We start from the raw sequence: 18,033 nt of genomic DNA, 5'->3' as shown, positions 1-18,033 counted from the left end.
TCCCGGAGCTGACGGTGCCATCCGGCCCGGCGGGGCACGGCGGCAGGACACGGTCCCGCTCTTCAGGTAGGCAAATGCTACGGGGCAGGCCAAAGGACAAAGGCGTGAACTGAGCGCGCTTTGTCGGCCTCATTTCGCCTTTCTTGAGGGGGAAATGACAAAAAAATCCTGGTCATTGGTGCGGGAACCCTGCACCCTTGCTCAGCAGCCACCCGCCATGGACAACGCCCTCACCGCCCCTACCGCCGTCACCCTGGAGCCCGTCCCGGTCCAGCCCGCAGGCCAGCCGGGCCTGGCCGAGCGATTGGTGGCCCTGCCCGCCCGCAGCAAGCTCGGCCTGGGCCTGGGGCTCGCCGCGCTCGTGGGCGTGGTGCTGGCCATGAGCCTGTGGTCCTCGCAAGGCGACTTCCGCCCCGTCTTCACCGGCCTCTCGGACAAGGACGGCGGTGCCGTCATTGCCCAGCTGGCGCAGATGCAGGTGCCCTACAGGAACGAGCCCGGCGGCACCATCCTCGTGCCGGCCAACCAGGTCTATGACGTGCGCATGAAGCTGGCCTCGGCCGGCCTGCCCAAGGGCTCGGTGGTGGGCTTCGAGCTCATGGACAAGCAGTCCATCGGCCAGACCCAGTTCAACGAGCGCCTGAACTTCCAGCGCGCCCTGGAGGGTGAGCTGACCCGCACCATCACCGCCATGGCGGACGTGGCCGATGCCCGCGTGCACCTGGCCATGCCCCAGCAGAACGGCTTCTTCCGCGAGCAGCAGAAGCCCAGCGCCTCGGTGATGCTGACCCTGCGCGGCGGCCGCACCCTGGACCGCGCCCAGGTCGCCGGCATCGTGCACCTGGTCTCGGCCTCGGTGCCCGAACTCAATCCCAAGGCCGTCAGCGTGCTGGACAGCACCGGCGCCCTGCTCTCCAACCCGGGTGACAACGGCTCCGGCCTGGACAGCCAGCAGCTGCAGTACAAGCAGCAGGTCGAGGCCAACCTCCACAAGCGCATCTATGAGCTGCTGGAGCCGGTGGTGGGCCGCGAGAACCTGCGCGCCACCGTCACCGCCGATGTCGACTTCTCCCAGGTCGAGTCCACCGCCGAGGAATACAAGCCCAATCAGGGTGCCAATGCCAGCAGCGCCATCCGCAGCCAGCAGACCCAGGAATCGACCAACGCCACGCCCGCCCAGCCCGCGGGCGTGCCGGGCGCCGCCACCAACCAGCCGCCGGTGCCTGCCACGGCCCCCATCAATGGCGCCTCGGCCCCGCTGCAGACGGCGGGTGGCGCGGGCAGCGGCCAGCAGAGCAGCCGCCGCGAGGCTGTCACCAACTACGAGCTGGACAAGACCGTTCGCGTGACCCGCAACGCCACCGGCGTGGTGCGCCGGCTCAATGCCGCGGTGGTGGTCAACCATCGCAGCATCACCGACCCCAAGGGCAAGGTCACGACGGTGCCCGTGTCCCAGGACGAGCTCGACAAGCTGACCGCGCTCGTCAAGGAGACCATGGGCTTCAGCCAGGACCGCGGCGACTCCGTGCGCGTGGTCTCGGCGCCCTTCGTGGTCGAGAAGATCGACAGCACCGAGCTGCCGCTGTGGAAGCAGCCCTGGCTGCTGGACGTGGTGCGCGCCGCCGCCGTGCCCGCGGCCCTGGTGCTGGTGGCCCTGATCGCCGTCTTTGGCATGGTCAAGCCGGCCATCCGCGCGGCCTTCCCGCCGCCCGCGGAAGAGAAGGCCGAGGAGGCCGGCGGCCAGCTCAATGCAGTGGCCGATGAGACCGAGCTGCTGCCCGGCGCCGATGGCCTGCCCGCCCTGGAAGCACCCGCCAACAACCAGAAGCTCGAACGGGCCCGCCAGCTGGCCCGCGAGAACCCCGCGGCCGTCGCCAACATCGTTCGCGCCTGGGTCAATGGCGAGGAGCCCGCGTGATGTGTTGGCCCCTCGCCCAGTCTTGCCACCCTGAACGGGGGCAAACCCGGTCGGTCCCCCGAGGGGACGACGATGTCTGCGGCGTTGAGCCGCTGACATCGTCACCGCGGGCCGGCTTGGGAGCGGCCCGGCGCTCGGCCCAGAATACCCGGCCCCTCGCCCAGGCTCGCCTCGCTGAACGCGGGCTTGCCTGGTCGGTCCCCCGAGGGGACGACGATGTCTGCGGCATTGAGCCGCTGACATCGTCACCGCGGGCCGGCTTGGGGCGGCCCGGCGCTCGGCCCGAAGTAATTGCCATCGCCCGGGGGGCGGAACTGACAGGAACGCACCATCATGGATGACGAAGGCGTTGAACAAGCGGCCATCCTGCTGATGTCGCTGGGCGAGGAAGAGGCCTCCGAGGTCTTCAAGCATCTCGCGCCCAAGGAAGTGCAGAAGCTGGGCGAGACCATCGCCAAGCTGAAGGTGGTCAAGCGCGAGCAGGTCGAGAAGGTGCTGGACAAGTTCGACGCAGTGGCGGAGACCCAGAGCATGCTGGTCAACGACACCGACGAATACGTGCGCACGGTGCTGCGTCGCGCCCTCGGCGAGGACAAGGCCAACCTGCTGCTGGACCGCATCCTGCAGGGCAGCGATGTCTCCTCCATCGAGAGCCTCAAGTGGATGGACGCCGGCTCGGTGGCCGAGCTGCTGCGCAACGAGCACCCGCAGATCATCGCCGCCATCCTGGCCCACCTGGACTTCGACCAGACCAGCTCCGTCCTGAAGCTCTTCACGGAGCGCCAGCGCAACGAGGTGCTGATCCGCATCGCCACGCTGGATGGCATCCAGCCCATGGCCCTGAAGGACCTCAACGAGGTGATGAGCCAGATCCTGGCCGGCGGCGACCGCATGCGCAAGAGCTCGCTGGGCGGCGTGAAGACAGCGGCTGAGATCATCAACATGATGGGATCCAGCGTCGAGGCCTCGGTGCTGGACTACATCCGCGAGGCCGACAGCGACCTGGCGCAGAAGATCATGGACAACATGTTCACCTTCGACGATCTCGAGAAGATCGACGACAAGGGCATCCAGGCCACCCTCAAGGAAGTGCAGAGCGAGTCTCTGGTGGTCGCGCTCAAGGGCGCCGGCCCCGAGCTGCGCGAGAAGATCTTCCGCAACATGTCCACCCGTGCGGCCGAGACGCTGCGCGAGGACCTGGATTCCCGCGGCCCCGTGCGTCTCTCGGAAGTCGAGAGCGAGCAGAAGGAGATCCTCAAGATCGTTCGCCGCCTGGTGGACGAAGGCCAGATCGTGCTCGCCACCGGCGGGGACGACCAGTTCCTCTGAGCCTGCGGACACCGTCCTCACCGAATGCCCTGAATGTTCACCATGCCGCCTCGCCCGCCTCGCCAAGTCCCCCCGCCGGTGCGCCCCGAGGGCAGCCCGACGCGCACCAGCCACTACAGCCGTTTCATCCCGCGCGAGGAGCTGCAGGGCTTCTCCAGCTGGAATCCGGACGCCTTCCACGGCGTGCCGGAGAACAAGCCGACCTACACGACGGCCGCCCCCGAGCCCGCCGTCGCCGAAGCCCCGGCCGAACCGGCGGCGCCCGATGTCGAGGAGCTTCTCGCTGCGGCGCGCCAGGGCGGCTACCAGGACGGCTACCGCGACGGCATGGAGGCCCTGGACGCCTTCAAGAAGAGCTTCGCCCAGCAGATGAGCGCCCAGATCGGCGAGCTGGTGCGCAACTTCAACGCCGACTTCGAGGAGATGGAAGTCCGCATGGCCGAGACCCTGACGCGCTGCGCCGTCGAGCTGGCCCGCCAGGTGGTGCGCACCGAGCTGGAACAGCAGCCCGAGGCCATCGCCCGCGTGGCCCACGACGCCGTCGAGGCCCTGCTGATCTCGGCCCGCCATATCCGCGTGCGGGTCCATCCCGAGGATCTGCCCCTGGTCGAGCAGGGCGCGGGCGAGGAACTCAAGGCCCGTGAGGCCCAGCTGATCCCCGACCCGGCCATCGCCCGCGGCGGCTGCAAGGTGGATTCCGACATCTCCAGCGTCGACGCCACCCTGCCCGCCCGCTGGCAGCAGGTGATGGCTGCCCTTGGCCAGCACTCGCTGTGGGAAGACCGCCGCGGCAGTGCCGAGCCGGAAGAGGACGGTGCCGCATGAGGAACGACAGCATCGAGCGCCTCTCGCGCTGGGGCCAGTACCTCGACGACCTGCAGGCCTTCGCCGCGGCCCCCGTGGCCCTGGAGCCGCAGGGCAAGCTGGTGCGCGTCGCCGGCCTGGTGCTGGAGGCAACCGGCGTGCGCGTGCCCGTCGGCTCGGTGTGCCAGATCCACATGCCCAGCTCGGCGGCGAATCCACGCCGCGGTCAGGCGCCGGTCAATGCCGAGGTCGTGGGCTTCTCCGGCGACCGCGCCTACCTGATGCCCACCGACGAGGTCCACGGCCTCTCCAGCGGCGCCATGGTCGTGCCCCGCCCCGCGGCCCTGCACGGCCCGGTGCTGGGCCAGCAGCGCCATCCCTGGCGCCGCGACGAGGACCGCGGCCTGCACCTGCCCATGGGCAATGGCCTGCTGGGCCGGGTGGTGGACTCCCACGGCCACCCGCTGGATCGCCGCGGCCCGCTGGAAGACGTGCACCCCGAGCCCATGGTGCGCCGCCCCATCAATGCCATGGACCGAGATCCGGTGCGCACCCCGCTGGACACTGGCGTGCGCTCCATCAACGCCATGCTCACCGTGGGCCGCGGCCAGCGCCTGGGCCTCTTCGCCGGCACCGGCGTCGGCAAGTCCGTGCTGCTGGGCATGATGGCCCGCTACACGCAGGCCGACGTCATCGTGGTGGGCCTCATCGGCGAACGCGGCCGCGAGGTCAAGGAATTCATTGAAGACATCCTGGGCGAGGAAGGCCTGGCCCGCTCGGTGGTCGTCGCCGCGCCGGCCGACGCCCCGCCGCTGCTGCGCATGCAGGGCGCGACCTACGCCACCGCCATCGCCGAGCATTTCCGCGACCGCGGCCTGCATGTGCTGCTGCTGATGGACTCCTTGACCCGCTACGCGATGGCCCAGCGCGAGATCGCCCTGGCCATCGGCGAGCCGCCGGCCACCAAGGGCTATCCGCCCAGCTGCTTCGCCAAGCTGCCGCAGCTGGTGGAGCGCAGCGGCAACGGCATGGCGGGCGGCGGCTCCATCACGGCCTTCTACACCGTTCTTTCGGAAGGCGACGACCAGCAGGACCCCATCGCCGATGCCGCCCGCGGCATCCTGGACGGCCATATCGTGCTCTCGCGCGAGCTGGCCGAGGCCGGGCACTACCCGGCCATCGACATCGAACGCTCGATCTCACGGGTCATGAGCAACGTGGCCAAACCTGCGCATGTGGTCTGCGCTCGCCGCTTCCGCCAGCTCTGGGCCAAGTTCAACAAGGCCCGCGACCTGCTCCAGCTGGGCGCCTATGTGCCAGGCCATGACCACGAGCTCGACCTCGCGGTGCGGCTGCATGCTGACATGGCCCAGCTGCTGCAGCAGGACATGCATTCGCCGGCCGGCCTGGTGAGCAGCGTCGACCAGCTCGAAAAACTGGTCAATGTTTCCTGAGAACTGCCGATAGTCCCAAGACGGAGAAACTTTCATGAGCGCTCAATCCCTGCAAGCCCTGGACGTGCTGCTGGAACGTGCCGAAGCCGAACGCGACGAGGCCCTGCGCCTGCTGCGCGACGCCGAGGCGCGGGCCGGCGCCATGCGCCAGCAGCACGAGCAGCTCGCGCAATACCGCACGGAATACCAGACACGCTGGACCCAGAGCTTTGCCCGCAGCACCACGGTGGACATCCTCAGCTGCTATCAGAGCTTCGGCGGCCGACTGGACCAGGCCATCAGCCAGCAGGACCTGCTGAGCAATCAGGCCGAGCAGCGCCTGGACCTGATCCGTGAACAACTGCGCGAACGCGAGCTGCGCGTGGCCTCGGTGCGCAAGCTGCTGGAGCGGCGCCGCCTGGAGGCGCGCCGCAGCCAGGATCGCCAGGAGCAAAAGGCCACCGACGAGCAGGCGGCCCGCGCGTTGCGCCACAGCGGCTTCGGCCCTGCCCTGCGTCTCGGCCATTGACCCCGCGCCGCCGGCTGCCCCTGGCGCCGGCCCGAAAGGATCTCCCATGAACAAGATGATGTTGACGCCCACGGCCGGCACCTCGCGGTCGGCCGCCGCAGACCTGCTGAGCCAGCTGGGCTCGGCCCGTGGCGGCCAGGACGGCGAGGCCTCGGCTGCCTTTGCACAGCTGCTGCAGGCCAAGGGCGGCGTGCTGTCGGCAGCGCCGGTCGCGAGCAGCCCGCGTCAGCCCGCCGCCGCAGGCAACACGCCGGCAGCCCCCCTGCCAGGCAGCGAGCCGGTGGCCGCTCCTTCGCCCCGTGCGTCGGCCCCTGCCCCTTCCCACACCCCGGCCTCGCCCAGGCCGGAAGCCGAATCCTCACGCAACCCAGCCGCCGATCTGGCGCGGCGCCAGGACGCCGCCCGGGCCGACAGCCGGCGCATGGCCCAGGGCAAGGACAGGCAGAGCCAGGCCGCCCAGGCCACGGCCGAGGCAGACGCGCAGGACCCGGTGCTGGCCCAGGTGCTGCGGCATCTGCGCAAGGACGATGGCCCCAGCGATGCCGAAATCGACGCCACCGCCGAGGACGCCCCCACCGAGACGCAGGATGCGGCGGAGGACGCCAGTCTGACGGCGGCGGTTCCACAAGCCCAGCTGCCTGGCCAGGAGGCCCAGAAGGCCCTGCCCGCCGCCGGCGATGCCACCCTGGCATCGACCGACGCCCTGGGCAGCCAGGCCCGGTCCAGGCCCGAGGGCCTGGGTGAAGCGGGCCCGCAAGGGCTGGCGGACGGCACTCGCGGTACGAGCACGCGGGACGCCCGGAACATCGAGCTCCCTGCAGGCCTGCCGGGCGCTGCGGCCCAGGCCCAGGCGCAGCAGGCACTGGCCGGCGCAGGGGCGTCGCCGGCGCAGGCCGCCGGTGCGGATGAGGCCGCGCTGGCCCTGGAGGCCACGGCACCAGGCGGCAAGGCCGGTGCAGGCCCTGCACACGAGCCCGCCGCGCTGCCCGCCGGCTTTGCCGGCCTGCTGCAGCAGGCGCAGGCCGGTGGCGTGCATGAGCGGGGCACGGGCGCTGCCCCTGCCGGCGCCCGCTACGAGCTGCAGTCACCGCTGCACGCACCGGGCTTTGCGCCCGAGATGGCCGCGCGCCTGAGCCTGGCCGCCACCGAAGGCGTTCAACAGGCTCAGCTGCACCTGAATCCCTCCGAGATGGGTCCCGTGCAGGTGCAGATCGTGCTGGATGGCCAGCAGGCGCAGATCAGCTTCGTGGCCGAGCAGGCCGACACCCGGGCCGTGCTGGAGAAGAGCCTGCCCGAGCTGGCCGGTGCGCTGCGCGAGCAGGGCCTCACGCTCAGCGGTGGCGGCGTGTTCAGCCAGCAGCAGCAGGCGCAGTCGGGCCAGTCCGGCCAGGCGGACCGCGAGGGCAGCGCGGCGGGTGGACGCTGGGCCGCCTCGTCCCTGGACAGCATGGCAGCCGATGACATGAGCTCGGCGCAGCAGCGCAGCGCGACCGCGCCGCGCCGCAGCCGCGGCGTCCTGGACCTCTTCGCCTGAGACCCGCATCGCAGGTCGGAGGGGTCCTGGCGGGGCCTCTCCGGTCTTTTGCACGCTTTTCCCCCGCTTATTGCCATATGCCAAGCCGCCATTCGTCCGAATAATTGATCCTGATGGCCCCATGGCGCGCTACCGCGGCCGGGCCCACAGATCCAAGGAGTCTTCATGGCCACACCAGCCGGTGCCGAGGCCGCTGCCGCAGGGGGTGGCGGCGGTGGCAAGAAAAAGCTGATCATCATCATTGCCGCGGTGCTGCTGCTGGTCATCATCGGCGGTGGTGCGGCCCTGATGCTGATGAAGAAGAAGCAGCACGCCGAGGACGAGGACGGCGCCGAGGCGCCCGCCGCGGCCGAGACGAGCCATGCCAAGCCCAAGCCGGGCACGCCGCCCACCTTTGTGCCGCTGGACCCCTTCACGGTCAATCTGGCCGACAAGGAAGTGGACCGCTTCGCGCAAATCGGCGTGACGCTGGAGGTCGGTGACCCCAAGACCGCGGACCAGCTCAAGGCCTATATGCCCGCCATCCGCAGCAATGTGCTGATGGTGCTGTCGCACAAGACCTCGGCAGAGCTGCTGACCCGCGAGGGCAAGGAGAAGCTGGCCCGCGAGATCCTGCGCGAGTCGGTGCGCCCCATGGGCATCGAGCTCGACGACGAGGAAGACGAGGATGCCGCCGCGACGAGCAAAAAGAAGAAGAAAAAGAAGAAGGCCGTCGAGAGCCCTGTGACCCAGGTGCTGTTCTCCACCTTCATCGTGCAGTGATGCCGCACGCGCAGTGAGTCCGCCATGAACCAGCAGATCCTCTCCCAAGACGAAGTCGATGCACTCCTGCAGGGCATCACCGGCGAGAGCCAGAAGCTCGAGGCCGAGGAGGTCCAGCAGGGCGGCATCCGCGACTACAACCTGGCCAGCCAGGAACGCATCGTGCGTGGGCGCATGCCCACGATGGAAATCATCAACGAGCGTTTCGCCCGCAACATCCGCATCGGCCTGTTCAACTTCATCCGCAAGAGCCCGGAAGTGGCCATCGGCGGCATCAAGGTACAGAAGTACAGCGCCTTCCTGCGCGAGATCGTGGTGCCCACGAATTTCAACATCGTCTCGGTGAAGCCGCTGCGAGGTTCGGGGCTGATCGTCTGCGACCCGACGCTCGTGTTCGCCGTGATCGACTCCCTCTTCGGCGGCATCGGCAAGTTCCATGCGCGCATCGAGGGCCGGGACTTCTCCCCCACCGAGCAGCGCGTGATCTTCCGCCTGGTGGAGGTGATCACCGCCGAGTACCACAAGGCCTGGAAGGGCATCTATCCGCTGGAGCTGGAATACCAGCGCTCGGAGATGCAGCCGCAGTTCGCCAACATCGCGACGCCCAGCGAGATCGTCGTCTCGACGTCCTTCACGCTGGAGATCGGCGAGACCAGCGGCACCGTCTATTTCTGCATCCCCTATTCCACGCTGGAGCCCATCCGCGACGTGCTGTACTCCAGCACGCAGGGCGACTCCACCGAACCCGACCGCCGCTGGGTCAACCTGCTCAAGCACCAGCTGCAATCGGCCGAGGTGGAGCTGGTGGCCGAGCTGGCCCAGGCGCCGGCCACGGTGGAGCAGTTGCTGGCCTTCAAGCCCGGCGACTTCATCGAGCTGGACCTGGAACCGGTGATCAAGACCAAGATCGACGGCGTGCCTGTCTTCGAGGCCCACTACGGGACCTCCAATGGGAAGTACGCCCTCAAGGTTGAAAACATGCTGACCGGCCATGACCAGGGCTGGCTGGGTACCCGCAACACAGGCTGAAGGCACTGCCATGGACGAACAAGACGCAATGGCGGCCGAATGGGCGGCCGCACTCGCAGAAGCCAAGGGCACCGAAGTCGCGGAGGAGGTGCAAGCCCCCACCGAGCAGGTCGCGCCCGCCAGCTTCGCCAACTTCTCGCCCACCCCGGGCAACATGCCGGGCCAGGACATCAACATGATCCTGGACATCCCCGTGCAGCTGACTGTGGAGCTGGGCCGCACCCGCATCCCCATCAAGAACATCCTGCAGCTGGCGCAGGGCTCGGTGGTGGAACTGGATGCCCTGGCCGGCGAACCCATGGACGTGCTGGTCAACGGCTACCTGATCGCCCAGGGCGAGGTGGTGGTGGTGAACGACAAGTTCGGCATCCGCCTGACCGACATCGTCACGCCCTCCGAGCGCATGCGCCGTCTCTCCAAGGGCGGCTGATCCGCCGGACCACGCCAGGCTCAGCAAGCGCAGCGGGCCACGGGCGTCTGGCCCTGTCGCAGGGCTTTTCCCGCGCTTTTCCAAGGACTCCCACCCTCAAGTCCTGCCCAGAATCGGCACATGAACTCTCAAGTGCTGCCGGTCCTGTGGTTCCTGGCCATCATCGCGCTGATTCCCCTGGCGCTGTGGCTGCTCAAGCGCAGCCCGCTGGGGCCAGGTCTTGCCAATGCGCAGATGCGCCTGGTCTCCATCCTGCCCCTGTCTCCCAGCCAGAAGCTGCTGACCGTGGAGGTGGGTGAAGGCGAGGACCGGCGCTGGCTGGTGCTGGGCGTCACCGCGCAGCAGATCCAGACCCTGCATGTGATGGCCCCGCAGGCCACCCTGCCAGCTGCGCCTGAGGCCGGCGGCTTCGCGGCCCAGCTGCGCCAGCGCCTGGCGCGCGGCAACGGAGACGGCCATGCGCAGTGACACCTTCCTGCGCGCCGGGACCGTGCTGGCGCTGCTGCTGGCCGCGGGAGGCGCCATGGCCCAGCAAGGCAATCCGCCACCGGCCACCCTGCCCCTGCTGATCGGCCAGGGCTCGGGCGGCAGCTACTCGGTGCCCATCCAGACCCTGCTCTTCTTCACCGCCCTGGGCTTCCTGCCCGCGGTGCTGCTGATGATGACGGGCTTCACGCGCATCGTGATCGTGCTCTCGCTGATGCGCCAGGCCCTGGGCACCCAGGCGGCGCCGCCCAACCAGGTCATCATCGGGCTCTCGCTGTTCCTCACCTTCTTCGTGATGAGCCCGACGCTGGACAAGGTCTACAGCGACGCCTGGCAGCCCTACTCCGCCGGCCAGATCGGCTTCGACGAGGCACTCAAGCGGGCCGAGGTGCCCATGCGCGGCTTCATGCTCAAGCAGACGCGCCAGGCCGACGTCGCCCTGTTCAGCCGCCTGGCCAAGCTCGAAGGAGACGTCAAGCCCGAGGCCGTGCCCTTCCGGGTGCTGGTGCCGGCCTTCGTGACCAGCGAGCTGAAGTCGGCCTTCCAGATCGCCTTCCTGATCTTCATCCCCTTCCTGGTCATCGACATGATCGTCAGCAGCGTGCTGATGAGCCTGGGCATGATGATGCTGTCACCGGTGCTGGTGTCCCTGCCCTTCAAGCTGATGCTCTTCGTGCTGGCGGACGGATGGAACCTGCTGCTGGGTTCGCTCGCCGCCTCCTTTGCCACATGAACTGAGTGCACCCATGGACGCCCAACAAGTCTTCACCTTCGGCCAGCAAGGCCTCTACATGCTGATGCTGGTGGCCGCGCCGGTGCTCCTGACCGTGCTGGCGGTGGGCGTGCTGGTGAGCGTGTTCCAGGCCGCCACGCAGATCAACGAGGCCACGCTGAGCTTCGTGCCCAAGGTCGTCGCGGCCGTGCTGGTGCTGGCCATCACCGGGCCCTGGATGATGACCACGCTGGTCGAGTACATCCAGCGCACCCTGCAGACCATCCCCCAGGTCGTGGGCTGAACGCAAGACGCGACGCCCATGGTCAGCTTCACCGAAGCGCAGCTGCTGGAGTGGCTCACGCCGCTGCTGTGGCCCTTCTTCCGGACCCTGGCCCTGTTCGCCGGCATGCCGGTGTTCAGCCAGCGCGCCATGCCCATGCGCCTGCGCATCGGCCTGGCCCTGCTGATCTCGGTGGCGGCCCAGCCCTCGCTGCCGGCCATGCCCGCCACGCCCCTGGACTCCCTGCCCCTGCTGCTGCTCCTGCTGGCGCAGCAGCTGCTGATCGGTCTTTCCATGGGCTTTGCCGTGCGCCTGGTGTTCTCGGCGCTGGAGTTCGCGGGGGAAGTCATCGGCCTGCAGATGGGTCTGAACTTCGCGGGCTTCTTCGACCCTTCCACCGGCAGCCAGGGCACCTCCACCTCGCGCTTCTTCGGCTCCATGGTGGCCTTTCTGTTCATCGCGGTGAACGGCCACCTGCTGCTGATCCAGGCCCTGGTGCAGAGCTTCCAGGCCTTTCCCGTGGGGCAGTCACCGTTCGAGTTCCTGCGCGTGGCCCAGCCTCACATCTGGGGGGCGGAGATCTTCCGCATGGGCTTCTGGATCGCCCTGCCGCTGATCACCATGCTCATGTTCGTCAACCTGGTGCTGGGCGTGATCTCGCGCGTGGCGCCACAGATCGGCGTCTTCTCGGTGGGCTTCCCGCTGACCGTGAGCATCGGCCTCATCGGCATGGTCGCCACGCTGCCGCTGATGCAGGGGCCCTTCCAGCTGGTGCTGGACCGGATGCTCGCGGCCTTCACCTGAACGCCGGGCAAGACCTGACCCTCCCGGATTCACCCGCGCCTCAGCGCACCTCGCGAGCCAGCTTCAGCACCTGCGAGCTCAGCGTCAGGCCACGGCGCTTGGCCTCGGTGTTGTTGATGCGGAAGGTCAGGCCGTTGGGCTCCTGGGCCAGCGCGATGACGGCGCCGCTGCGCAGGGCTTCCGGGGAGTCCGCGACGATCAGCACCGGGGCGTCCGCCAGCGCCTGCTGCCAGCGCAGCATCTCCTGGCGGTCCAGCAGGCTCAGCACCAGCAGCTGGCAGCCCGACGCCTGCCCCACCTGGGTCAGCGTCACGACACGCACCTGGCTGACCTCATGCTGGCGCGCAGCCAGGCCGCGCAGGGCCTCGCCCATGTCGGAGGACCCCGCCAGGCAGTAGGTGAAGTCCTTCAGCGGCGGCGGCGGCCACTGCGTGAACTGGGCAAAGCGGTAGACGAAGGCTGCCTTGAGCGCGGCCTCGTCCGAGGCCTGCGCGGCTCCCGCAAGCGCAGAAAAGGAGAAGGCGGGCGCAGCCAGCGCCAGGCGAAGCCAGCGCCGCATCACGATCCCCATGCCGAGGACAGCTGCACGAACAGGGTCCGTCCAGGCGCCCGGACCAGGCCGCTGCCCGGCTCGGCGATGTCGCCATAGCGCTTCTGGCCGATGTTGCGCAGGCCCAGCCCCAGGGTCCAGCCCTGGTCCCAGCGCGCACTCAGGTGCACGTGGTTCACGAGGCTGGGCCCCAGTCGTTCCTCGCCCACGTGGCGCGCGCCCATGGCCAGCGTCTGCCAGCCCAGCGTCCAGCGCCCGTCCAGCGGCCGCTGGTATTGCAGCTTGAGCAGGTAGCGCGGGGAGTTGTCGGGGACCAGGTCCGCCGCGTCGCGCAGGCGCTGCGCCGTCAGCGCGGCCTGCAGTCGGCCGCCATCGGCCCAGCGGTGCTCCAGGCCGGCATCGATGCCCACGGATTTCATCGGCCCATCGTTCACATAGGCCAGGCCCTGGTTGAGGCTGATCAGCCCCTTGAAGGTGGAACGGAACACCGACACTCGCAGCTGCGTACTGCGCGAGAAGGCGTGCTCGTAGACCAGCTCCTGCGAGCGAACCCGCTCCTCGGAGGGCAGCCATTCCGGTGCCTCGACGAAGTAGTTCTGCGCGAACTCCATCAGGTTGGCCACGCGGTAGGCACTGCCGTGCACCAGGCGCAGGCGGCGATCGGCGTCGATCTGCCAGGTCCAGGCCAGCCGGGGGTTGAGCTGCGCACCATCCACGCGGTCGTCACGGTCGCGGCGCAGGCCCAGGGACAGGTGATGGCCCTGGCCCAGCGTCCAGTCGTCCTGGACAAAGAGACCGTTGCCACGCCCGCCAGCGAGGAAGGTCAGCCAGGGCTCCTCGCCCCAGGGGCCGAGGAAGATCTGCTGGACCTGGTCCTGCTGCGTGTCCCAGCCGAACATGAGGCGGTGCCCTGCCCATTGCGACAGCCCCAGGCGCACGCTGGCGTTGACCCAGCGGCCATCGTTCACCGTGCGCCACACGCGCCGGCGCCCTTCCTCGTCGAGGTAGGGCTGACGGCCCTCGACGCGGGTCCGCTTGCCGGAGATGTCCAGCGAAAGGTCGACGCTCGGGCCCAGGGCGATTTCCTGGCTGAGCGCAAGCATGCTGTTGCGGTAGTAGGACTCGCGCTTGACCAGGCCCAGCTCCGGCTTGCGCCCGTCCAGCCAGACGGCGCTGCCCAGCGTGCGTTCAGTGTGCCCGCCGCGCACCGACAGGCCCCGGTGGCTGTAGCTGCCGAACAGCCGCTGCACGCGCTCGGAGTTCAGGGACTGGATGGCATCGAACTGCTCTGGCGGCACGTCATAGGCCAGGGGCAGGCGCGCCTGCTCCACGAGCGAGAGGCCCAGCATGGCCTCCTGACCTTCGCTGCCCCGTACCGCCCAGCTCATCTGCGCTTCCCGGCGGTCGCTGCTGTCCACCCTCAGGCCGACGCGCCAGCCCAGGAGCTTGTCCGCCCGCTTGGGAATCACGTTGATCACGCCCAGGAAGGCGTTGTTCCCGTAGACGGCAGAGCCGGGCCCGGGCGTGAACTCCACGCGTTCGATCCACTGGACATCGAGGTAGAACTCGGGGCCGATGAGGGCGGCATCCGTGGTGTTCTCGTTGACCCGCACGCCGTCGATCATCAGCAGCACGCGGGAGTTGAAATCGCCTGGCCGACCCAGGCCGCGGGCGCCGACGAAGCTGAAGTTCGAATTGCTGGTGATGTAGAGGCCCGGCAGGGCATCCAGCACCTCGCGCAGGCTGCGCAGGCCCAGGTTGCGGATGTCCTGCTCGGTCAGCACATAGGTCAGCGCCGAGGTCTCGGCGGTCTGCGAGAAGCGCGAGGCCGTCGAGACCTGCACGGCCTTGGGCAGTACCGTCAGGCCCTGCTTGAGCAGTTCTTCCAGGCTCGGCGGATCCTGCGCCGCAGCGCCGTCCTCGGCGCGGGCCATCCCGGCGGCGCCCAGCGCCCAGAGCAGGCCGAGGCAGCACAGCAGGGCGCTCGCCGTGCGGGGGTGGGCTGGTTCATGCGTCATGGCTGTTGACCTTGCCGGCCTGGCGGTAGGTGTTCTTGCCGGCCCGTTTGGCCGCGTACATGGCGGCGTCCGCCTGCCCGAGCAGGCCGGCGTCGTCCGAGGCATCGTCTGGAAAGCTGGCCACGCCCACCGTGGCGCCGACCTGCACGGACTGGCCGTTGATCAGGATGGGATCGCGGACCACGGCAATGAGGCGCTGGGCCAGGGTCGTCACCACACCCTCGGGCCCGAGGCCGGGCAGGATGAGGGCGAACTCGTCACCGCCCAGGCGGCACAGCACGTCGCTGCTGCGCAGCACCGCGCTCATGCGTCGCGACACCTCGACCAGCACCTGGTCGCCGGCCTCGTGACCGTGGCCGTCGTTGACGAGCTTGAAGTTGTCCAGGTCGATGAACATCAGGGACAGCGGCTCCCGGTGCTCACGGCTGTGGGCCAGCAGGCGCTGCAGCGCGGACTGGAAGTACAGGCGATTGGGCAGCCGGGTCAGGCTGTCCTCGTGCGCCAGGCGCTGGTACTGCTGACCGGCCGCCTGCTCCTCGCGCAGCTGGCGGTTCAGCTCGGTCTGCCAGGCCTCGGCCCGGCGCAGCAGCTGGTTGAAGCGCTCCGTGAGGCGCCCGACCTCGTCCGGATGATGAACCCGGGCACGGCGGCTGTAGTTCTGATCGGCCGCAACCTGCTCCGCCAGGCGGGACAGCTCCACCAGCGGCCACAGCGCGCGGCGCTGCACATAGCGAAGGGCGCGCGACGCCACCAGGATGCCCGCCGCCATCAGCAAGGCCGCCATGATGATGGCCTGCTGCAGCTGCTGGCGCAGCGCCTGCAGGCTCTCGCGGAGGTACAGCACGCCAACCCGCTCGCCCCGCAGCATGATGGGGATCCAGACGCGCAGCTGCTGGGCATCGGCCTCATGGCGTGCGGCGCTCACCTTCACGGCCTCGCTGACCAGCAGGTCCGAGTGCTGGCCGGCGGCCTCCCATTGGGCGAAGAGCTTGCCGTCCGTCATCAGCACCTGCAGCTCCAGCACGTCGTCCCGGCGGATGAAGGACTGCAGCTCGGCGCGCGCCGCATCGCGGTCCTCGAACACCAGCATGGTCGCCAGGCTGTTGGCCAGGACCTGGGCGCTGGCCTGCGACAGGCTGGCCTGGCGCGCCTGGGCCGAGAACCAGCCGGCCGTCGCGATCAGGACGAAGCACAGCAGCAGGGTGGACACCAGCACCGCCAGATTCCATCGCGTCAGACGGGCGACCAGCGAGGCTGAGCGCGGCGAGGCTGGCGCGTCGCGCAAGGCATCGCCCGCAGGCATCGTGGAAGGATTGTTCTTGGCTTGCATGCAGGTGGACAGGCACAGGCGCCGAAACGCCTGGCAGCGGCCCCTGCGTCAGCTGGCGACCAGGCCGTTGCGGATGGCGTAGACGGTCAGTTCCGAATTGTTGCTGAGCCCGAGCTTCTCCAGCACGCGGGCGCGGTAAACGCTCACCGTCTTGGGGCTCAATGTCAATTCCTCCGCAATATCGGAGAGGCGCTTTCCCGACGCAATCATCACAAGCGTCTGGAGCTCGCGGTCGGAGAGCTTCTGGTGAGCCTGCTCGGTGACGGGCGCGGTGAGGCTTTCGACCAGCATCTGCGCGATCTCGGGCGTGACGTATTTACGCCCCTGGGCCACGGTGCGCACGGCCTGCACCAGTTGCTGCGGATCGCCGCCCTTGTTGACATAGCCGAAGGCGCCGGCGCGCAGGGCGCGGATGGCGTACTGGTCTTCGGGGTACATGGAGACGATCAGCACGCGCAGGGCGCTGCCCTCGTCCTTCAGCACATGCAGTACGTCCAGGCCGCTGCGGCCCGGCATGTTGATGTCCAGGACCAGCACATCGCAGGCGGGCGGGTCGCCCAGGCCGCGCAGCAGGGTGCGCAACTCGCCGTAATCCCCGGCCTCGCCGACGACCTCGATGTCGGGCGCATCGGCCAGCGTGTCCCGGATCCCGCGGCGGATCAGGGCATGGTCGTCACAGAGAATCACTTTGATCATAGATTGCCCCACACCGAGGGGTCGTGCGCGCTGGCGTCTTCTGCCTCTTCGTCACCCTCCTGGACCTGCGCGATCGCATCGGGCTCCAGCGGTATGGTCAGGATCAGGCTGGTGCCCTTGGTGCTGCTGCTGAGGTCCACCCAGCCACCGACGGTCGCGGCCCGTTCGTGCAGACCCCGGATGCCGAAGCTGCGCGTCTTGGCCAGGTCCTGGGGCGCCATGCCGCGACCATTGTCACGCAGCTCCAGCGTCAGCACGCCGGCGTCCAGGCTCAGCTCGATGTCCACGCGACTCGCCTGCGCATGCTTGGAGACGTTGGTCAGCGCCTCCTGGGCACAGCGGTAGGCGACCAGGGGCACGCCGGCCGGCATCTGCAGCTGCTCCTGGGGCGTGCGCAGGCTGACCTGAATGCCCGTGCGGCGCTCGAAGCGCGCCGCCATCCACTGCAGAGCCGCCACCAGGCCCTGCTCCAGGATGGCAGGGCGCAGGTTGTGCATGATGCGCTGGCTGGCCTCGATCGCCTGGCTCACGGTCTCGATCGCCGAGGCCACGCGCTGCTGGACGGCCGGCTCGCTCACATGGCGAGCCAGCCAGGCCAGGTCGAACTTCAGCGCGGTCAGGGAGCCGCCGACGTCGTCGTGGATCTCCCGCGCGATGGCGGCCCGCTCCATCTCGATGCTGGTCTGCAAATGCCCCGCCAGCTCATGCAGACGCTGCTTGCTGCGGCGCAGGGCCCGGTCGGCCTCCATGCGCGCACGTTCGGATTCGCTGGCCTCGATGGCATGCAGCAGCGCCGGGGCCAGGCGGGTGAGGTTGTTCTTGAGCAGGTAGTCCGAGGCACCGGTCTTCATGGCAGCAACCGCGGTGTCTTCCCCGATCTCGCCGGAAACGAGGATGAAGGGCAGCAGCTGGTGCCGCTCCTTGAGCAGGGCCAGCACCTGCAGGCCCGAGAAGCCAGGCAGGTTGAAGTCGGAAATGATGGCGTCCCAACGCTCATCCAGGGCCGCATTGACGGCGGCCAGGCTGTCCAGGCGGCACAGCTCCACCTGCAGCCCGGCGCGGGCCAGCTCAACGGCGATCAGGTGGTGATCCAGCTCGGAATCCTCGACATGGAGGACTCGCAGCTGACGCTCGGGACTCGGCTTGGACATGGGCGGGAGTATGCCAACGCAAGGTACCCCTGCCAGGGGCATTGCCTGCTGGAAAACGACAGTCCCCCGATGACAAAAGCGCAAACAAAGGGTTAACCCTAGGGTCAATATGAGAACTATTGGCCGAAGGATGGAAATAGCCCAAGTTTGAACAACAAGTCCTGTCGACATCGCCACAAGAAATGCCGAAGATCGCGTCCATGAACACATGGCTCGGAATGGTCGATAGGGGGAG

At 68.7% G+C, this 18,033-nt stretch carries 18 protein-coding genes; 13 read left to right on the top strand and 5 right to left on the bottom strand.

Annotated elements, in window-relative coordinates; all coding sequences use genetic code 11:
- Positions 1-217 precede the first annotated feature (217 nt).
- The 13 genes from fliF (at position 218) to fliR (ending at position 12,053) form a co-directional block, all read left to right on the top strand.
- Positions 218-1,918 carry a flagellar basal-body MS-ring/collar protein FliF gene (fliF, locus tag O9Y01_RS21895; RefSeq protein ID WP_269633783.1) on the top strand — a complete coding sequence of 567 codons (1,701 nt, stop codon included), beginning with the start codon at positions 218-220 and terminating at the stop codon, positions 1,916-1,918.
- Positions 1,919-2,251: 333 nt separating this feature from the next.
- Positions 2,252-3,247, top strand: coding sequence for a flagellar motor switch protein FliG (fliG, locus tag O9Y01_RS21890; protein ID WP_269633782.1), 996 nt, complete (start codon positions 2,252-2,254; stop codon positions 3,245-3,247).
- Between the two features lie 42 nt (positions 3,248-3,289).
- The gene (locus O9Y01_RS21885; protein ID WP_269633781.1) at positions 3,290-4,072 is read left to right on the top strand and encodes a FliH/SctL family protein; all 783 of its coding nucleotides are present in this window, start codon (positions 3,290-3,292) and stop codon (positions 4,070-4,072) included.
- A complete protein-coding gene (gene fliI, locus O9Y01_RS21880; RefSeq protein WP_269633780.1) occupies positions 4,069-5,505 on the top strand; it encodes a flagellar protein export ATPase FliI in 1,437 nt (478 codons plus the stop codon). The genes O9Y01_RS21885 and fliI overlap by 4 nt, the downstream gene beginning before the upstream one ends.
- A 34-nt stretch (positions 5,506-5,539) precedes the next feature.
- The gene (gene fliJ / locus O9Y01_RS21875; RefSeq protein ID WP_269633779.1) at positions 5,540-6,013 is read left to right on the top strand and encodes a flagellar export protein FliJ; all 474 of its coding nucleotides are present in this window, start codon (positions 5,540-5,542) and stop codon (positions 6,011-6,013) included.
- A 46-nt stretch (positions 6,014-6,059) separates the two neighbouring features.
- Entirely contained in the window at positions 6,060-7,547 is a 1,488-nt protein-coding gene (locus O9Y01_RS21870) for a flagellar hook-length control protein FliK (protein WP_269633778.1), read from the top strand.
- A gap of 165 nt (positions 7,548-7,712) precedes the next feature.
- Positions 7,713-8,309 carry a flagellar basal body-associated FliL family protein gene (locus tag O9Y01_RS21865; protein WP_269633777.1) on the top strand — a complete coding sequence of 199 codons (597 nt, stop codon included), beginning with the start codon at positions 7,713-7,715 and terminating at the stop codon, positions 8,307-8,309.
- 24 nt (positions 8,310-8,333) lie between these two features.
- On the top strand, positions 8,334-9,338 hold the full coding sequence (gene fliM, locus O9Y01_RS21860; protein WP_269633776.1) for a flagellar motor switch protein FliM: 1,005 nt from the start codon (positions 8,334-8,336) through the stop codon (positions 9,336-9,338).
- Positions 9,339-9,348: 10 nt separating this feature from the next.
- Positions 9,349-9,768, top strand: coding sequence for a flagellar motor switch protein FliN (gene fliN / locus O9Y01_RS21855; protein ID WP_269633775.1), 420 nt, complete (start codon positions 9,349-9,351; stop codon positions 9,766-9,768).
- A 120-nt stretch (positions 9,769-9,888) separates the two neighbouring features.
- Entirely contained in the window at positions 9,889-10,236 is a 348-nt protein-coding gene (locus tag O9Y01_RS21850) for a FliO/MopB family protein (protein WP_269633774.1), read from the top strand.
- Positions 10,226-10,987 carry a flagellar type III secretion system pore protein FliP gene (fliP, locus tag O9Y01_RS21845; protein WP_442952788.1) on the top strand — a complete coding sequence of 254 codons (762 nt, stop codon included), beginning with the start codon at positions 10,226-10,228 and terminating at the stop codon, positions 10,985-10,987. Before O9Y01_RS21850 ends, fliP begins: the two co-directional genes overlap by 11 nt.
- A gap of 13 nt (positions 10,988-11,000) precedes the next feature.
- Complete coding sequence (gene fliQ / locus O9Y01_RS21840) at positions 11,001-11,270, top strand: flagellar biosynthesis protein FliQ (RefSeq protein ID WP_183105284.1); 270 nt, start codon at positions 11,001-11,003, stop codon at positions 11,268-11,270.
- A gap of 18 nt (positions 11,271-11,288) precedes the next feature.
- Positions 11,289-12,053, top strand: a complete 765-nt coding sequence (gene fliR / locus O9Y01_RS21835) for a flagellar biosynthetic protein FliR (RefSeq protein ID WP_269633772.1) — start codon at positions 11,289-11,291, stop codon at positions 12,051-12,053.
- Positions 12,054-12,093: 40 nt separating this feature from the next.
- On the opposite strand, the gene O9Y01_RS21830 is transcribed toward fliR, so the two are convergent.
- The 5 genes from O9Y01_RS21830 to O9Y01_RS21810 are packed head-to-tail and all read right to left on the bottom strand — an operon-like array spanning position 12,094 to position 17,798.
- On the bottom strand, positions 12,094-12,624 hold the full coding sequence (locus tag O9Y01_RS21830) for a YfiR family protein (protein ID WP_269633771.1): 531 nt from the start codon (positions 12,622-12,624) through the stop codon (positions 12,094-12,096).
- The gene (locus O9Y01_RS21825) at positions 12,612-14,621 is read right to left on the bottom strand and encodes a TonB-dependent receptor plug domain-containing protein (protein WP_269633770.1); all 2,010 of its coding nucleotides are present in this window, start codon (positions 14,619-14,621) and stop codon (positions 12,612-12,614) included. The genes O9Y01_RS21830 and O9Y01_RS21825 overlap by 13 nt, the downstream gene beginning before the upstream one ends.
- Positions 14,611-15,951: a sensor domain-containing diguanylate cyclase gene (locus O9Y01_RS21820; RefSeq protein WP_269633769.1), complete on the bottom strand. Its 1,341-nt coding sequence runs from the start codon at positions 15,949-15,951 to the stop codon at positions 14,611-14,613. Before O9Y01_RS21820 ends, O9Y01_RS21825 begins: the two co-directional genes overlap by 11 nt.
- A 48-nt stretch (positions 15,952-15,999) precedes the next feature.
- Entirely contained in the window at positions 16,000-16,647 is a 648-nt protein-coding gene (locus O9Y01_RS21815; protein ID WP_269633768.1) for a response regulator, read from the bottom strand.
- Complete coding sequence (locus tag O9Y01_RS21810) at positions 16,644-17,798, bottom strand: hybrid sensor histidine kinase/response regulator (protein WP_269633767.1); 1,155 nt, start codon at positions 17,796-17,798, stop codon at positions 16,644-16,646. Before O9Y01_RS21810 ends, O9Y01_RS21815 begins: the two co-directional genes overlap by 4 nt.
- Positions 17,799-18,033: the final 235 nt, after the last annotated feature.

Origin of the sequence: Pelomonas sp. BJYL3, assembly GCF_027257975.1 — a bacterium.
Lineage (GTDB): Bacteria > Pseudomonadota > Gammaproteobacteria > Burkholderiales > Burkholderiaceae_C > Roseateles_B > Roseateles_B flavus.
Note: the sequence above shows the minus strand (reverse complement) of the source record. Positions and strands in the feature narration are given on the sequence as shown.

What these genes read in the sequence shown, in the direction of transcription:
- fliI (WP_269633780.1), top strand. Translation starts at nt 4,069, where the DNA reads ATGAGGAACGACAGCATCGAGCGCCTCTCGCGCTGGGGCCAGTACCTC.
- fliG (WP_269633782.1), top strand. Translation starts at nt 2,252, where the DNA reads ATGGATGACGAAGGCGTTGAACAAGCGGCCATCCTGCTGATGTCGCTG.
- O9Y01_RS21885 (WP_269633781.1), top strand. Translation starts at nt 3,290, where the DNA reads ATGCCGCCTCGCCCGCCTCGCCAAGTCCCCCCGCCGGTGCGCCCCGAG.
- O9Y01_RS21810 (WP_269633767.1), bottom strand. Translation starts at nt 17,798, where the DNA reads ATGTCCAAGCCGAGTCCCGAGCGTCAGCTGCGAGTCCTCCATGTCGAG.
- fliQ (WP_183105284.1), top strand. Translation starts at nt 11,001, where the DNA reads ATGGACGCCCAACAAGTCTTCACCTTCGGCCAGCAAGGCCTCTACATG.
- fliN (WP_269633775.1), top strand. Translation starts at nt 9,349, where the DNA reads ATGGACGAACAAGACGCAATGGCGGCCGAATGGGCGGCCGCACTCGCA.
- O9Y01_RS21815 (WP_269633768.1), bottom strand. Translation starts at nt 16,647, where the DNA reads ATGATCAAAGTGATTCTCTGTGACGACCATGCCCTGATCCGCCGCGGG.
- O9Y01_RS21865 (WP_269633777.1), top strand. Translation starts at nt 7,713, where the DNA reads ATGGCCACACCAGCCGGTGCCGAGGCCGCTGCCGCAGGGGGTGGCGGC.
- O9Y01_RS21820 (WP_269633769.1), bottom strand. Translation starts at nt 15,951, where the DNA reads ATGCAAGCCAAGAACAATCCTTCCACGATGCCTGCGGGCGATGCCTTG.
- fliM (WP_269633776.1), top strand. Translation starts at nt 8,334, where the DNA reads ATGAACCAGCAGATCCTCTCCCAAGACGAAGTCGATGCACTCCTGCAG.
- fliJ (WP_269633779.1), top strand. Translation starts at nt 5,540, where the DNA reads ATGAGCGCTCAATCCCTGCAAGCCCTGGACGTGCTGCTGGAACGTGCC.
- fliF (WP_269633783.1), top strand. Translation starts at nt 218, where the DNA reads ATGGACAACGCCCTCACCGCCCCTACCGCCGTCACCCTGGAGCCCGTC.
- fliP (WP_442952788.1), top strand. Translation starts at nt 10,226, where the DNA reads ATGCGCAGTGACACCTTCCTGCGCGCCGGGACCGTGCTGGCGCTGCTG.
- fliR (WP_269633772.1), top strand. Translation starts at nt 11,289, where the DNA reads ATGGTCAGCTTCACCGAAGCGCAGCTGCTGGAGTGGCTCACGCCGCTG.
- O9Y01_RS21825 (WP_269633770.1), bottom strand. Translation starts at nt 14,621, where the DNA reads ATGACGCATGAACCAGCCCACCCCCGCACGGCGAGCGCCCTGCTGTGC.
- O9Y01_RS21870 (WP_269633778.1), top strand. Translation starts at nt 6,060, where the DNA reads ATGAACAAGATGATGTTGACGCCCACGGCCGGCACCTCGCGGTCGGCC.
- O9Y01_RS21850 (WP_269633774.1), top strand. Translation starts at nt 9,889, where the DNA reads ATGAACTCTCAAGTGCTGCCGGTCCTGTGGTTCCTGGCCATCATCGCG.
- O9Y01_RS21830 (WP_269633771.1), bottom strand. Translation starts at nt 12,624, where the DNA reads ATGGGGATCGTGATGCGGCGCTGGCTTCGCCTGGCGCTGGCTGCGCCC.